Here is a 14087-nt window from a genome sequence, read left to right as displayed (position 1 = left end):
TGAGGAACAATAATGAATAAGCAAATCGACCTAAATAGCGACCTTGGTGAAAGTTTTGGTCAATGGAAAATGGGCAATGATGAGGCAATGCTGAGTATTGTCAGTAGCGCCAACATTGCTTGTGGGTTCCATGCGGGCTCTCCCGAAGGGATCCTTCAAACACTCATTGCCGCGCAAAAACAAGGCGTAACGGTCGGAGCGCATGTGGGATACCCTGACTTAGTCGGATTTGGCCGTCGAAATATGGACATTGCGTCTAACGAATTAACCGCAGACGTGATTTATCAAATTGGCGCATTAAAGGGGCTTGCGACGGCGGCAGGTACTCAAGTGGAATATGTCAAACCACACGGCGCGCTATATAACACCATCGCCCATGACAAACGCCAAGCGATGGCAGTGATTGATGGGATCTTGGGAATTGATAACCAGTTAACGCTGGTGGCATTGGCAGGATCCTCATTGATTGGTTGGGCAAAAGAGAGTGGGTTGAAGGTGGTTGCAGAAGCCTTTGCTGATAGAGCTTACAACAGCGATGGTACGCTGGTGTCTCGCAAGCTAGCAGGCTCTGTCTTGCATGACCCAGAATTAGTGGCTAAGCGCATGTTGCAGTTAGTGAATGAAGGCGGTGTAGTCGCTATTGATGGGAAATTTACCCCCATTGAAGCGGGATCCATTTGTGTACATGGAGATAGCCCCGGTGCGTTAGAGATGGCGAAAAAAGTACGTGAACTCTTTGAGCTGCAAGGGATCGGTATCTGTGCCTTTGCAGGAAAGAGAGGTCAAGCATGAATGCATTAATGAAAGCCTCAAAGGAGGCAATTCAAGCCGCGAAAGCGGCGAGAGAAGCGATTCGTCATGGTTATGATAAACCCACTGCAGGCATGGCACCGGGAATGACCCAAGCCAATATGATTGCGTTACCGAGGGATTGGGCGTTTGATTTCCTACTTTATGCTCAGCGGAACCCCAAAAGTTGCCCTGTCTTGGATGTGTGCGAATCAGGGAGTTGGCAAACCGTATTAGCCGAAGGTGCCGATCTGCGTACCGATATTCCTCGTTATCGTGTTTGGGAACAGGGCACGCTGGTGGATGAAATTACGGATGCGACGGCCATTTATCAGCAACATCCTGACTTAGTCACTTTCTTGATTGGTTGCAGTTTTACCTTTGAAACACCGATGATAGAGGCGGGTATTGATGTTCGCCACATTACCGATGGTTCCAATGTGCCGATGTATAAAACTAACAAATTGTGTCGTCCTGCGGGGCGTTTAGAAGGCGAGCTTGTAGTATCAATGCGTCCAATCCCTGCAGATCGTGTTGCCGATGCCGTCATGATTTCGGGGCGTTTTCCCGCGGTACATGGCTCTCCCGTACATATTGGCGCGCCCGAATTACTGGGGATCCGCGATATTATGCGCCCTGATTTTGGGGACGCAGTCCGCATTGAAGACGGTGAAATTCCCGTATTTTGGGCTTGTGGTGTGACGCCTCAAGCAGCGGTGATGAGATCGGGTGTTCCTTTTGCGTTAAGTCATGCTCCGGGATATATGTTTATCACGGATGTTCCTGACGCCGCTTACCACGTATAGGGGGGCTTATGCGTTTCTTACCTGTCAATTTAAGCGCGTTTATGGTTGAACTGCCGAGTCTCGAACAGACGATGGCACTCACAGACTCATTAACGCATCGTCCTATTAAAGGCATTGAAGAGATAACCCCAGCGGCACGAACGGTATTAGTGCGTTATAACCCAGCGATTGAGCATGTTAATGCGATTGTGCAGCAAATTTCTCTGCGCAATATTGAAGGTGGTGAAGCTAAAACGGGAAAATCTGTCACTATTCCAGTGCACTATACCGGGGAAGACTTATCGGAAGTGGCGGAGTATTTAGGGGTCTCTATCGAAGAGGTGATTCGCCGTCATACTGAAAATGAATATCTGGTGGCATTTAGTGGTTTCGCGCCCGGATTTGGTTATATGGTATCGAAACAAGCACAATTACAGGTACCGCGCCGCCAGTCCCCTCGCGTGCGAATTCCTGCGGGGTCAGTGGCACTGGCGGGAGAATTTAGCAGTGTGTATCCACAAGCCAGCCCCGGTGGTTGGCAACTGATTGGTCAGACTGATTTAGCTGTGTGGGATATTAATCGCCCAGAGCCCGCACTTTTACAAGCAGGTTATCGGGTGCAATTTGTTGACCAAAGCAAGAGCCGCGTGAGCTATAGTTTACCAAGCCAAACTGACATTAAACCTATCGATAAAAACCAAACTTACGATCTCACGGTACTGGCGACAGGGCTACAAACTTTATTCCAGGATAGAGGACGTATTGGGCAGTCAGCGTTAGGGATCTCCGAATCAGGCGCGATGGACAAATCGGCGCTATACAGTGCAAATCGTTTGGTCGGTAACTGTACGCAATCTACTGTATTGGAAGTGACGCAAGGTGGCTTAAAGGTCCGCGCTAATCGAGATGTGCTGGTCGGTATTACAGGCGCAGAGTGTCCTGTTACCATCACCACGGAAGACGGGCAGATATACACCTCAGCAACTTACCAACCGATTCACCTCGCAAAAGGGGATGTCATTCAATTAGGACGCCCGACTAAAGGTGTACGTAGCTATTTTGCAGTACGCGGGGGCTTTTCTGTGGCACCGATTCTTGAAAGTTGTTCATTCGATACTTTAGCTCAGGTTGGCCCCGCGCCATTAATGGTCGGGCAATCTTTATCGATTCATCAAAAAATGAGTCATCGCGCTATTTCGCTCACCGAATCGCCAGCTTTTGATTACCCGACAATAGATGATGTGGTGGTACTGGATGTGGTGATGGGGCCTAGAACAGATTGGTTTACTGAACAAGCCGCCGAATTACTGCGCCAGCAAGTTTGGCAGGTAACTGCCGCCTCAAACCGTATCGGGTTACGCCTTGCGGGTGAAGTACCGCTAAGCCGTGAACGGTTGCAAGAATTACCGAGTGAAGGCACTTGTATTGGCGCTATCCAAGTTCCAGCGAATGGGCAGCCGGTGTTATTTTTAAATGATCACCCATTAACGGGAGGGTATCCGGTGATAGGGGCAGTGTGTAACTATCATTTGGATCTCGCAGGGCAAATCCCCGTGAACGGCAAAATCCGCTTTAATCCATTACGTGAATTTTATCAACTTGAAGGGAGTCATGAAGCTTATGAATACCAATAATAAAAATGCACAGCATAAGGTATTGATTGCCAACCGCGGTGAGATAGCCGTACGTATTATTCGTGCTTGCCGCGATTATGGTTTTGCGTCTGTGGCAGTGTATGCCGATAGCGATATTGACGCATTACATGTCAACATGGCGGACGAAGCTTATGGGCTAGGTGGAAATACCCCAGCACAGAGCTACTTAAACATTGAGAAACTGATTGAGATAGCGAAAAAATCCGGTGCAACCATGGTGCATCCGGGCTACGGTTTTCTTTCTGAACGCGCTGAATTCGCGCGCGCAGTGCAGCAAGCTGGCTTGATTTGGATTGGTCCAAGCCCAGAAAGTATTGATATTTTGGGGGACAAAGTCCAAGCCCGACATATCGCTTTACAAGTGGGTGCGCCACTTGTCGTGGGAACTAAAGATCCCGTTGAAACCGCCCAAGAAGTGGTGCAGTTTGCCCATCAACATGGGCTACCCATCGCAATTAAAGCGGCATTTGGCGGCGGTGGTCGTGGTTTAAAAGTGGCATGGCAGATGCATGAAGTGGAAGAGTTATACCACTCGGCGGTGCGTGAAGCGACAGCGGCATTCGGTCGCGGGGAATGCTTTATTGAACAATTTTTGCATAACCCGCGCCATATTGAAGCGCAGGTCATCGCCGATACCCACGAGAACGTTGTTGTCGTGGGAACGCGAGATTGTTCGTTGCAACGCCGAAATCAAAAGCTGGTGGAAGAGTCACCCGCTCCATTTTTAACTCCTGAACTGGAACAACAAATTATTCGCGCTTCCACAGATATTTGCCGTAAAGCAGGGTATGTGGGAGCGGGAACGGTCGAATTCTTATTAAGCCAAGAAGGCACCTTATCCTTCTTAGAAGTGAACACCCGTTTGCAGGTTGAGCACCCAGTCACAGAAGAAACGGCCGGAATAGATTTGGTGGTTGAGCAGCTACGTATTGCTGAAGGCTTGCCTCTGAGTATTCAAGAAACGCCTAAGCCTCGTGGGCATGCTTTTGAATTTCGTATCAATGCGGAAGATGCCGGGAATGGCTTCTTACCGACTCCGGGAACCATTTTATGTTTTGATGCCCCATCAGGCCCTGGCGTCCGTGTTGATAGCGGCGTTGAAACAGGTAAAGCCATTCCCGGTACCTTTGACTCGCTAATGGCGAAATTGATTGTGGTTGGGCAAACCCGCGAGCAGGCGATTGTGCGTGCTCGTCGCGCATTAGCTGAATTTAAGATTGAAGGGGTTGCATCCGTATTGCCTTTTCATCGAGCGGTGATGGAGCAAGCCGATTTTTGTGAAAACTTTAAGGTACATACCCGTTGGATTGAAACGGAATTTAGTGTTGAAATTCCCCCAGCGAAACGTCAGTTACCGCAAGCTGAACAAGCGTTAACACGGTCATTTATTGAAATTGATGGGAAACGTTGTGAACTGGGGTTGCCCGCGCAACTGTTTGCTGGAATGGCAATGAACCCTACGACGGCTACCTCAGCGCCTCAAGGGATGGAAAATAACCCTAACAGCGTGAACGCACCCATTTCTGGCGTGCTATTCAACTGGTTGGTTCCTCAGGGAAATAAGGTGACAGAAGGGGACATAATTGGTGTGATGGAGGCAATGAAAATGGAAGTTCAAGTCATCGCCCACCGTTCAGGGGAGCTGAAATATACGGCTAAACAAGGGGATTTTATCAATGCAGATAATAAAATTGCGGAGATTATCTAATCGCTAATGGTTATTAATCGTTAATAGGGGGTGGCGAACGGCCACCGCCTTACCCATTTAATCGTAACTCAACGTGATTTACGTTCCGGTAAGTTACGTACGGGGAGTGGCGGGTTAGGTGCAGGAACGACACTTTTTTCCTCTTTAGCGATTTCATCGCTATCACGATAAACCTCACCACATAAGAAAAACAAATTAGGGCGTTTTGCCTCTAAATAGGATTTTCGGCTCATGCATTGTTCTTGGGTAAAAATGGTTTCGGTCACGGGTAATGCATCGCATGAATCGGTGCCACAAGGACTGACCCACAACGCCCAACCGATAAGTACCATATGTCCTGCCATTTATCTTGCCTTCCCACTCACTGCTAATGAAGTACACCCAAGATGTCAAATCAATACGCTCAATATATAAGGGCGCGTTATTTGTCTATAAAATATAAGTCAAATTCTAACATTGGATTAAATAAATGTATGTATTCATACGATAGATAAATTTAAATTCACATTAAACAGCAAATAAGAATGTGTGATCGAGCATTTATCATTATCAAAAAAAGAATACTTATCTTGATGCAATAAAAACGTGATGTAATAAAAACAGTAGGAAGTTACTGAGTGTTATCGCGATTATTTTAGGTCTAGCTCGCAAATAACAAAATTTTTATCTGCAAATTTGTGTTTTCAGATCTCCATCCTGTCAATTTGAACTATTTTTATCTACGATGAACTCGATATCGTAATAATAATCGCAATAATAATATAAATAGGTAACTTATGAATGCCATGGAAGAAGTGCTTTCATTTTGGTTTGAAGAATCGACCCCAAAACAGTGGTTTGAAAAAAGCGAAAAATTCGACTTAACCATCGCAAAGCGTTTTACTGCGCTCAGTGAACAGGCGGCAAAAGGGGAACTGGCTTATTGGCGAGTCTCTATTCGTGGCCGTTTAGCGGAAATTATTATTCTTGACCAGTTTTCCCGTAACTTATGGCGAGATACCCCAAAAGCGTTCGCACAAGATGCGATGGCGCTAGCATTAGCGCAAGAAGCCATTAAGCAGCCGGATTATCATTTGCTTACGCTATCTCAGCGCAAATTTATGTTAATGCCATTTATGCATTCAGAATCGAGCTTTATCCACCTGCAAGCGGTGGAGCTATTCCGTATGTTGGGGGATGATAGTACGTTGGATTATGAAATGCGCCATAAGGCCATTATCGATAAGTTTGGGCGCTACCCGCACCGCAACGAGATCCTCGGCCGACCGTCAACTCGAGAAGAAATTGCCTTTTTACAGCAGCCTAACTCGTCATTCTAGTTCGTCTACATAAAAATGAGTTTGCTTACGTGCTAGCAAACTCATTTTCTTTCAAGGTTTATTAACGGAAAAGTTCGGCCGTGGCAGGCTGTAAACCTAGCTGTTTTTGCACACCAGCCAAATAGGTCTGAGTGATTTTGGCAAGGGTAGGGTAAAACCCATGTTCAGTTGACGTTTGCTGAACCAACGTTAAGTAACGTTCCGCCCAAGGTAATAAATGCTGCTCGAGTAATTCCACAATGGCATCGTCTTGACCTTGCTCTGCCAGTGCTGAAATGGCCATTAACATTAAACCAAATTGGTCTTCTGGCTCCCGTAATCCCGTATCAGTAACTAATCCATGGGACATCAAAAACTGGCGATAGGCGCTGGTGGAATCCCCCATAACGGTGTTGTCGTGAGACAGATACACCGAGCCCCACGGTGGTGCTGGCATTGCACCTTGACCTTCAAAAAGAATCGAAAAATCATAGGTAAGCGTGTCTGCTGGGTAATCACTTAATGCCTCACAGTCGGCAATCAGCTGAGTGGGTTCTTGCCAATCATACAGGGATGGGATCTCACGCAGTACAGGTTGCAACGTTTGAAACGTGGGTGTTTCAGGAGAGTAGTAAAACATTCCCCCTAAAATACGAAAAAGAGTAGTATCGAGAGTTTGCATGATATTACCTATAAAGCTTAAATTAACTTAAAAGAAAGAGCCTGAATTCAGGCTCTTATACTATTAATTATTTTATATTGCTAATCATAATCTGAGGTTATAGCACCTTACATGGTGATTTGCCACAGGTTATAAAAGGCAATACGACCAGACAGTTCTGCGAGTAATACGGCTGCTGCACAGGTTAGTAATGGGATTTTTGGTGAACGCTGCTTGATAGCGAACCCAACGAATGCCGCTAAGGCGATCGCTAATACAATCACTTGGAAACCCCAAAAGCCGGTTTGTTCTGCGCTTAATGCGGGTGCAGTTTCGCTTAAAAATGCTTGATAGCTGGCACGGCTGGCAAAAATCGCAAAGGTACCCGCTAAAAATGCCATTAATCCTAAACCACGAGCGCCGATTGCCATCGCGAGTGCGCCACCGCCCACAAACAGGGTTGTCCACATTTGCAGTGTAGTGAATTGGGTATCCCAGTTAGCAATTGTCGCAATGTTATACACCTGTGGGATTGACCAAACGAACGCTAACCCTGAAATCACCGTCGCAATGTTAGACAGTTCACGCAGAGCCGTTTGTTTAACAAAGTGAGTGAAAAACAGTGTAGCGGCGGCACAACCCACAAACACGCCACTCAAGAACGCTTCATTACTCATTGGTGAGCGACCCACGCCCAACAACATATTGAAGAAACGCAGTGGTTGGCCGACGTGCAGTGCGCCAATACCTAAGCCAATTATCACAATGATAAACCCGATAATATTGGCTGTTTTCAGCTGGTTATCGTCGATTGAGCCCATTTTTTTCGCAATATAAGCTAACAGAAATAAACCCGCCGCGGATTGCCCTAAGACAGTAAAGAAAACCAGTGGTAACTCATGCATATTAGACCTCCGCAGGGTTTTTCAATTCGCCACTTTTATCACCCGATGGCTTAGCATCTTTGTGTGGCTTGATGACGATATTCGGGTTAGTCAGGCTTGGGTCTGGCATTGGTGCAATGCCGCACTCCGTACCGTGTAACTCACGTAAAACGGTAATGTCATCGAAATCTAAAGCGCGCTGCGGGCAAGACTCTACACAAACCGGCTTCATTCCTTTTGCGACACGCTCATAACAGCCATCGCATTTGCTCATCAGTTTTTTCTTTTCGTCAAACTGTGGCGCACCGTATGGGCAGCGCAGTTCACAGTAACGACAGCCTACACAGATAGACTGATCCACAACCACTAAACCATCTTCGCTGCGTTTGTGCATTGCGCCAGTTGGGCAACCTTCTACGCAAGTTGGGTTCGAGCAATGGTTACACGAAATAGACAGGTAGTAGCTATAGACATTTTGTTGCCAAATACCGTCTTGCTTCTGCCAGCTACCGCCACCAAATTCATACACTCGGCGGAATTTAGGACCTAAATCTAAGTCTTTTTCGTCCTTACAACTTACCTGACAGGTTTTACAGCCAGTGCATTTTGTGGAGTCAAAATAAAAGCCATACTGTTTCATCAATTAACTCCTTAAGCGCGTTTGACTTCAACAAGGTTAGTATGTTGTGGTGTGCCTTTCGCCAGTGGAGAAGGGACATGGGAGGTTAGGGTGTTGATACAACCACCAACATCTAAACCTTCGGTATTCAATGTGCGCCATGCACCTTGAGGAACCGCAATCACACCGGGTAAGACGCGCTCAGTCACTTTGACTTTAATCTGAATACGCCCGCGATCATTGAAGATTTCAGCTAAGTCGCCGTTCTTCAAACCACGTTCTTGTGCATCAATTGGGTTTAACCAGAATTGATGAGGAATAGCCTCACGCAGCATAGCCACGTTGTAATAGGTTGAGTGAACATGACCCTTATCGTGGAAGCCCGTCATTAATAAAGAGTGTTTTTTCTGTGCTGCTTGTGCTTCAACACCTTCTTTATTCACACAATATTCAGGAATAGCTGGAATACGCTGACCTTCTGGAAGTTCCCAGTTTTTCACGCGTTCAGCCAGTTTTTCGGAGTAAATTTCAATTTTGCCGGATGGCGTTTTCAGTGGATTATTCACTGGGTCATCACGGAAGCTTTTCAGTGCCACATTTTCAGCACTATTGAGGAACTTACGGTCGATGATCCCCGCACCATCGGTCTCACTAAATTCTGGCAAATGAGGCATTTTTTCACGGGTTTTGTTGTAGCAAAACTCAATCCATTCTGCGTAGGTACGACCTTCGGTGAATTGATCTTTCACGCCCATTTTCTCTGCTACCTCGACTAACACATCGTAGTTTGGACGGTTTTCCCACAGTGGTTCAATGGCATTTTGTAGACGCACCAGATAGTGATAAGCCCCACTTGCATAGGAGTTATTGATCAGGTCGTTTGTTTCGACGGTAGTTACATCTGGCAGCAGTAAGTCTGCATATTTTGCCGATGGGGTATCGTGGTTATCCCAAACAAGGATAAACTCACATTTTGACCCATCAGACAGAATTTCATGGGTCTTATTCAAATCACCATGCTGGTTTCCGATGACATTACTGGAATAACACCACATAAATTTGATGTCATTATTCAGCTTATCAACGCCTTTGATCCCACCGTTTTCTGCGGTTAACTCTTTACCACGTACAATGGCTTCTGACCACATGTAGGTAGGGATCTGCGCTTTTACTGGGTTTGGTAAGCCAAATCCAGCCACTGGATAGGCAAAACTGTTACCCCATAAACCGGTGTTAGTCCCTGAACGACCGATATTGCCAGACATAATAGGCAGCATCATGATAGAGCGACACGCTTGCTCACCATTCTCGGTACGTTGTAAGCCCCAGCCTTGTGAGATCCAAGCACGTTGAGCGTTACCAATTTCACGGGCTAACTGAATAATACGTGAAACCGAAATCCCCGTTAACTTGCTCGCCCACTCAGGGGTTTTAGCAATACCATCAGGGCCATTGCCCATGATGTAGTCTTTGTAAGAGGCATTACGTGGCGCTGATGCTGGCAGGGTTGATTCATCCCAGCCCACACAGTAATTTTTCAGGAATTCTTCGTCGGTTAAGCCTTCTTGGATCATCACATAACCCAGGGCTGCTACTAACGCGGCGTCAGTACCCGGATAGATTGGGATCCACTCAGCGCCTAACGTTGTTACGCTATCGGTACGGCGTGGGTCGATAATAATCACTTTTGCTTTGCTCTTATCGAGCGCATTTAGTGTTTCATAGAACTGACCACCACCGGACATGCGGGTTTCAGCCAAGTTATGGCCAAACATGACCACGAGATCGGAGTTTTGGATTTCAGTTAAATAAGACTCTTCCACACTGCCGTAAACATAGGGAGTGATCTCCATTAACTGCGCGTAGGAATAAGTCCCGTAGTCACCTAAAAATCCACCCGTTAAACTTAAAAGACGTTTACAGGCAGCACGACCGTGTAAGTTGGCACCCGTTGAACCGGAACCATATTGGTAATAAATGGCATCGCTGCCGTATTTATCGATGGTATATTTCAGTTTTTCAGCAATGATAGTGGTAGCTTCATCCCAGCTAATTTTTTTGAACTTACCTTCTCCACGTTTACCCACACGTACCATTGGGTATTTTAAACGGTCTGGATTATAGGTTTTCCAGCGAACTGAACGACCACGCAGACAAGGGCGAATCTGATGTTCTCCCAGTGTTGAATCGTCATACATGGTTTCATTGGAAATACGGCTGATAACGCCATCTTTCACATGAACTTTAAGAGGGCAGCGACTACCGCAGTTGACTAAACAAGCGCTGTAGCTGATTTTTTCACTGACTTCGTCGGGCATGATGGTTGGTGTTTTTGCTTGAGCAGCAAAAGGCAGAGTGATTGAGCCTGCAACGGCGGCTGCACCCGCTACGGTTGCGGAGGTTTGAAGAAACTCCCTCCTGCTCAGTTCTGCGAAATGAGTATTTGTTTTATTTTTATGCATTGACATTGCCTATATGTAAATAACGTATTAGGTATGTTCAATATGTTAGAAAAAATACCCACTCACTAACATGATATGTATCAACAATATCTTTGATAAAACCAAGAGAAATGTTTTTATTTATTTAATTTATAAGGAGTTTTCTTATCGTAGCTGCCAGTTTTGTTCTGTTTTTGTTATCAATCGTTATATTAAAAATTATATAATGGTGGAGTGAGATCTGTGGATATAAGAGGGGTTTCCCCCTCTAGGTAGGAAGGTCATGTTCGCTAATCATTAAGTAGTATTTATAAGTTACCTATGATGAGTTATTTATTTGTTGAATGACCTAAGAATCGAACATCATTACCGGTAGGTGATTGATGTACGGATAAATTGAACTGCGGCAAAATGGAAAAAATATGGTCAAAAATATCCGATTGGATACGTTCATACTCTAACCAAACCGTCGTGTTGGTAAACGCGTAAATCTCAATTGGGATACCGTTTGAGTCTGACTCCAGTTGGCGAACCATTATGGTCATATTTTTATGGATCTGCGGGTGAGCACGCAGATATGCTTCAATATAGGCGCGAAATGTCCCGATATTTGTGAGGCGTCGCTGGTTGAGTGGCGTCGCTTTATCCTCTGGTAACGCAGAGTTGTAGACCTGAATTTCAGAGACTTTTTTCCCGATGTAAGGCTCTAATAAGTTGGCTTTTTCAAAGTTGCTAACTTCTTCAGGTTTCAAGAAATGAATACTATTGGCATCGATACGTAGGCTGCGCTTGATGCGGCGTCCGCCTGATTCAGTCATTCCTTTCCAGTTTTTAAATGAATCTGAAATCAGTGCATAAGTTGGAATAGTGGTGACGGTATTATCCCAATTTCGAACTTTAACTGTGGTCAACCCAATATCAATTACTGCACCATCAGCACCGTATTTCGGCATTTCAAGCCAATCACCAATGTTGACCATATTATTCGCAGAGAGCTGAATGCCGGCGACTAAACCCATAATCGGATCTTTAAACACCAGCATCATGACGGCGGTCATCGCCCCTAAACCACTGAGGATAATCAACGGAGATTTACCAATCAGTAGCGCGATGATCATAATCGAAATCAAAACAGTGGCGATAAGCTTAATGCTTTGGAAAATACCTCGTAGCGGGAGATGCGCCGTTTTTGCGGCTCGTTGTAATACGCCCAGTGTGATATCCAAAATGGAATAAATAGTCAGCAAACCAAACAGTAAGCACCATGCTTGGGAAGCGACATTCAATACCATTTGTGTCGTTGAGCCCGAAGATAACCATAAGGCGGATTGAATATTGACAACAATACCTTGAATAATAAAGGCAATTCGATTGAATAGATTATATTGCGTGAGTTGATGTTGCCAACCGGAACCTGCTTTTAATCCTCTTTTCTCAATCGTGGGAAGCAGTATTTTGTGCAGAAAAAGGTGCAAAATCAGGGCGACAATCAGTATCAGCCCAAGAACCATTAAGAGAGAGGCGAGGGTGGCATAGTCTTGATTAAACTGGCGAGCCCAGTCGAGCAGTTGCTGCTGCATAAATTCTCCTTTATTGCGTTATCCATAAATGACGATCCAGTATAAGCAAATAGGACTTAAGTTTGGCTGAAATTACTAACATTTACATAACATTACTGTGAATGAGGCATTTCTTATTGCTGTATTTTTACGTAGGGCATAATGTTTTACGACCCGGTATGGTTAGGAATTCACAATAAAATGCACATCGAGAGTAAAGCTAAAAAACCATTTATTTTGCAATTTATCTTACTTCCGGCACTCATTTGCATGCCGCTATTTGCTCAGGCTTCTAACCATCAAGGTGATGAAGGAAATGGTAAGCATAAGGGTGACTATTATTATTATGATCATGATGATCATCATCATAAGCACAATAAAAAGCATAAACATAAGGGCAAAAAATATGACTGTGATGTGAAGAAATACTCAAGTCATTATGATAACTCTTTGATTAGTATTAATATCAATTTCGGCGATGTTCGTCCCGTTGCCATCAATTATGGGCTAGTGGGTTATCAAGGGCTTCCACCTGGAATTGAAAAACAGATCCGTCGAGGTAAGCCGTTGCCGCCGGGAATTGCTAAAAAAGCGTTACCCGCCTCGTTTAGAGCCTGTTTGCCAACTTACTCAGGGTATGAGTGGCGAATGAGCGGAAAAGATTTACTGTTAGTTGCGATTAAAACGGCGATAGTGGCGGAAATTATTGAGAACGTATTTGAATAAAAAAACGGCCTTAAAAAAGGCCGCTAGCAAAAATTGCAAATACTTGAATGAGGTAAATGAAAGGTTTGATTGACTATGGTTTAACTAACTAAAGTTTAAAGCAAATTACATAAAACGCTTGGACAGTAATTCAACAACTTCTTGCAGGTTAACAAAAAATTCTTTGATGCTTTTCATGTTCGCTCCGAATGTTAATGTGTGATCTTGATCACGTAGGAGCATTCTAGTTTTTTATTGATCAAAGTCAATAATCAACCAAAAGATATTTTAAATATTAAACTAATTTTTAAGTTGAGGATTGTAAATTATTGTTTACAACATACTCGTCATGACGGTTATTTGCCTTGCATAAAGGTTTTGCTGGATGAAATCGTGGCTAGACCTGCCAGTGCCTGCATACTTTGTTCGTGTAGTTCAATGGTTGCAGCGGCACACACATCTTCGAGGACATGGCAAAAATAGCCTAAATCATGGGCTTGCCTCACACTACTTTGGATTGCCATCACGGAACTTACTCCACCGAAATAGAGCTGAGTAATATTATTATCGTTGAGCCATTGGTGGAGTTTATTGCCTGCAAATGCCGAAACACCTTTCTTAATGATAACTCTGTCTTGCATATGAACTTCCAAATCTTCCACCCAATGGCAGCCATAGCCGCTTAATTTGAATGCGCCTTTCTGTTTAGCTTGTGAAAAAAGTGGAGAGCCAGCGGGGATGTCTTGATAATTATCGCTAAAGCCAACTTTGACCCAAATAACAGGAATTCGCTGACTTCTAGCGTAATTAGCGGCTTGATTCGCCTTTTCAATAATATTTCGGGAATTGGCTTGGGAATAACTGCTATTGGATAAACCATTTTTACCCACAATATCGTTAATAAGATCAATGATGATTAGCGCCTGTGACATTATTGCCCCTTCTTATGGCTAAGTAATTTAACGTAATAGGGGATTGTAATG

Annotated in this window: 13 protein-coding genes; 6 read left to right on the top strand and 7 right to left on the bottom strand. The window is 44.8% G+C overall.

Annotated elements, in window-relative coordinates:
* Window positions 1-12 precede the first annotated feature (12 nt).
* From LDO73_RS11040 to LDO73_RS11025, 4 genes are read left to right on the top strand one after another with little or no spacing between them, the layout of a single operon-like run.
* Window positions 13-792, top strand: coding sequence for a LamB/YcsF family protein (locus tag LDO73_RS11040; protein WP_224057920.1), 780 nt, complete (start codon window positions 13-15; stop codon window positions 790-792).
* Window positions 789-1595: a putative hydro-lyase gene (locus LDO73_RS11035; RefSeq protein WP_224057919.1), complete on the top strand. Its 807-nt coding sequence runs from the start codon at window positions 789-791 to the stop codon at window positions 1593-1595. Before LDO73_RS11040 ends, LDO73_RS11035 begins: the two co-directional genes overlap by 4 nt.
* An 8-nt stretch (window positions 1596-1603) precedes the next feature.
* The gene (locus LDO73_RS11030) at window positions 1604-3208 is read left to right on the top strand and encodes an urea amidolyase family protein (RefSeq protein ID WP_224057918.1); all 1605 of its coding nucleotides are present in this window, start codon (window positions 1604-1606) and stop codon (window positions 3206-3208) included.
* Complete coding sequence (locus LDO73_RS11025; RefSeq protein ID WP_224057917.1) at window positions 3195-4937, top strand: acetyl/propionyl/methylcrotonyl-CoA carboxylase subunit alpha; 1743 nt, start codon at window positions 3195-3197, stop codon at window positions 4935-4937. The genes LDO73_RS11030 and LDO73_RS11025 overlap by 14 nt, the downstream gene beginning before the upstream one ends.
* Window positions 4938-5005: 68 nt before the next feature.
* Here the strand turns inward: LDO73_RS11025 and LDO73_RS11020 are convergent, their stop codons facing one another.
* The gene (locus LDO73_RS11020; protein ID WP_036952907.1) at window positions 5006-5281 is read right to left on the bottom strand and encodes a hypothetical protein; all 276 of its coding nucleotides are present in this window, start codon (window positions 5279-5281) and stop codon (window positions 5006-5008) included.
* A gap of 432 nt (window positions 5282-5713) precedes the next feature.
* On the opposite strand from LDO73_RS11020, the gene LDO73_RS11015 reads away from it, so the two are divergent.
* On the top strand, window positions 5714-6256 hold the full coding sequence (locus tag LDO73_RS11015; RefSeq protein ID WP_154628167.1) for a DUF924 family protein: 543 nt from the start codon (window positions 5714-5716) through the stop codon (window positions 6254-6256).
* A 61-nt stretch (window positions 6257-6317) separates the two neighbouring features.
* Here LDO73_RS11015 and LDO73_RS11010 read toward each other — a convergent pair whose 3' ends face one another.
* The 5 genes from LDO73_RS11010 to LDO73_RS10990 all read right to left on the bottom strand — a co-directional run bounded on the left by LDO73_RS11010 (window position 6318) and on the right by LDO73_RS10990 (window position 12420).
* Window positions 6318-6917 (bottom strand): TorD/DmsD family molecular chaperone, encoded by a 600-nt coding sequence (locus LDO73_RS11010; protein ID WP_224057916.1) that lies wholly within the window; start codon window positions 6915-6917, stop codon window positions 6318-6320.
* A 107-nt stretch (window positions 6918-7024) separates the two neighbouring features.
* Window positions 7025-7801 (bottom strand): dimethyl sulfoxide reductase anchor subunit family protein, encoded by a 777-nt coding sequence (locus LDO73_RS11005; protein ID WP_224057915.1) that lies wholly within the window; start codon window positions 7799-7801, stop codon window positions 7025-7027.
* Between the two features lies 1 nt (window position 7802).
* Window positions 7803-8420, bottom strand: coding sequence for a DMSO/selenate family reductase complex B subunit (locus LDO73_RS11000; RefSeq protein ID WP_036952921.1), 618 nt, complete (start codon window positions 8418-8420; stop codon window positions 7803-7805).
* 11 nt (window positions 8421-8431) lie between these two features.
* On the bottom strand, window positions 8432-10861 hold the full coding sequence (locus LDO73_RS10995; protein WP_224057914.1) for a DMSO/selenate family reductase complex A subunit: 2430 nt from the start codon (window positions 10859-10861) through the stop codon (window positions 8432-8434).
* A gap of 308 nt (window positions 10862-11169) precedes the next feature.
* Window positions 11170-12420, bottom strand: coding sequence for a mechanosensitive ion channel family protein (locus tag LDO73_RS10990; protein ID WP_224057913.1), 1251 nt, complete (start codon window positions 12418-12420; stop codon window positions 11170-11172).
* 180 nt (window positions 12421-12600) lie between these two features.
* Here LDO73_RS10990 and LDO73_RS10985 point away from each other — a divergent pair, with 180 nt between their 5' ends.
* Entirely contained in the window at window positions 12601-13125 is a 525-nt protein-coding gene (locus LDO73_RS10985; RefSeq protein WP_224057912.1) for an anti-virulence regulator CigR family protein, read from the top strand.
* 335 nt (window positions 13126-13460) lie between these two features.
* Here LDO73_RS10985 and LDO73_RS10980 read toward each other — a convergent pair whose 3' ends face one another.
* The gene (locus LDO73_RS10980; RefSeq protein ID WP_224057911.1) at window positions 13461-14036 is read right to left on the bottom strand and encodes a cysteine hydrolase family protein; all 576 of its coding nucleotides are present in this window, start codon (window positions 14034-14036) and stop codon (window positions 13461-13463) included.
* Window positions 14037-14087: the final 51 nt, after the last annotated feature.

The sequence above is a fragment of the Providencia alcalifaciens genome (assembly GCF_915403165.1).
Taxonomy (GTDB): Bacteria; Pseudomonadota; Gammaproteobacteria; order Enterobacterales; family Enterobacteriaceae; genus Providencia; species Providencia alcalifaciens_C.
Note: the sequence above shows the minus strand (reverse complement) of the source record. Positions and strands in the feature narration are given on the sequence as shown.

What these genes read in the sequence shown, in the direction of transcription:
- LDO73_RS11040 (WP_224057920.1), top strand. Translation starts at nt 13, where the DNA reads ATGAATAAGCAAATCGACCTAAATAGCGACCTTGGTGAAAGTTTTGGT.
- LDO73_RS11035 (WP_224057919.1), top strand. Translation starts at nt 789, where the DNA reads ATGAATGCATTAATGAAAGCCTCAAAGGAGGCAATTCAAGCCGCGAAA.
- LDO73_RS11030 (WP_224057918.1), top strand. Translation starts at nt 1,604, where the DNA reads ATGCGTTTCTTACCTGTCAATTTAAGCGCGTTTATGGTTGAACTGCCG.
- LDO73_RS11025 (WP_224057917.1), top strand. Translation starts at nt 3,195, where the DNA reads ATGAATACCAATAATAAAAATGCACAGCATAAGGTATTGATTGCCAAC.
- LDO73_RS11020 (WP_036952907.1), bottom strand. Translation starts at nt 5,281, where the DNA reads ATGGCAGGACATATGGTACTTATCGGTTGGGCGTTGTGGGTCAGTCCT.
- LDO73_RS11015 (WP_154628167.1), top strand. Translation starts at nt 5,714, where the DNA reads ATGAATGCCATGGAAGAAGTGCTTTCATTTTGGTTTGAAGAATCGACC.
- LDO73_RS11010 (WP_224057916.1), bottom strand. Translation starts at nt 6,917, where the DNA reads ATGCAAACTCTCGATACTACTCTTTTTCGTATTTTAGGGGGAATGTTT.
- LDO73_RS11005 (WP_224057915.1), bottom strand. Translation starts at nt 7,801, where the DNA reads ATGCATGAGTTACCACTGGTTTTCTTTACTGTCTTAGGGCAATCCGCG.
- LDO73_RS11000 (WP_036952921.1), bottom strand. Translation starts at nt 8,420, where the DNA reads ATGAAACAGTATGGCTTTTATTTTGACTCCACAAAATGCACTGGCTGT.
- LDO73_RS10995 (WP_224057914.1), bottom strand. Translation starts at nt 10,861, where the DNA reads ATGCATAAAAATAAAACAAATACTCATTTCGCAGAACTGAGCAGGAGG.
- LDO73_RS10990 (WP_224057913.1), bottom strand. Translation starts at nt 12,420, where the DNA reads ATGCAGCAGCAACTGCTCGACTGGGCTCGCCAGTTTAATCAAGACTAT.
- LDO73_RS10985 (WP_224057912.1), top strand. Translation starts at nt 12,601, where the DNA reads ATGCACATCGAGAGTAAAGCTAAAAAACCATTTATTTTGCAATTTATC.
- LDO73_RS10980 (WP_224057911.1), bottom strand. Translation starts at nt 14,036, where the DNA reads ATGTCACAGGCGCTAATCATCATTGATCTTATTAACGATATTGTGGGT.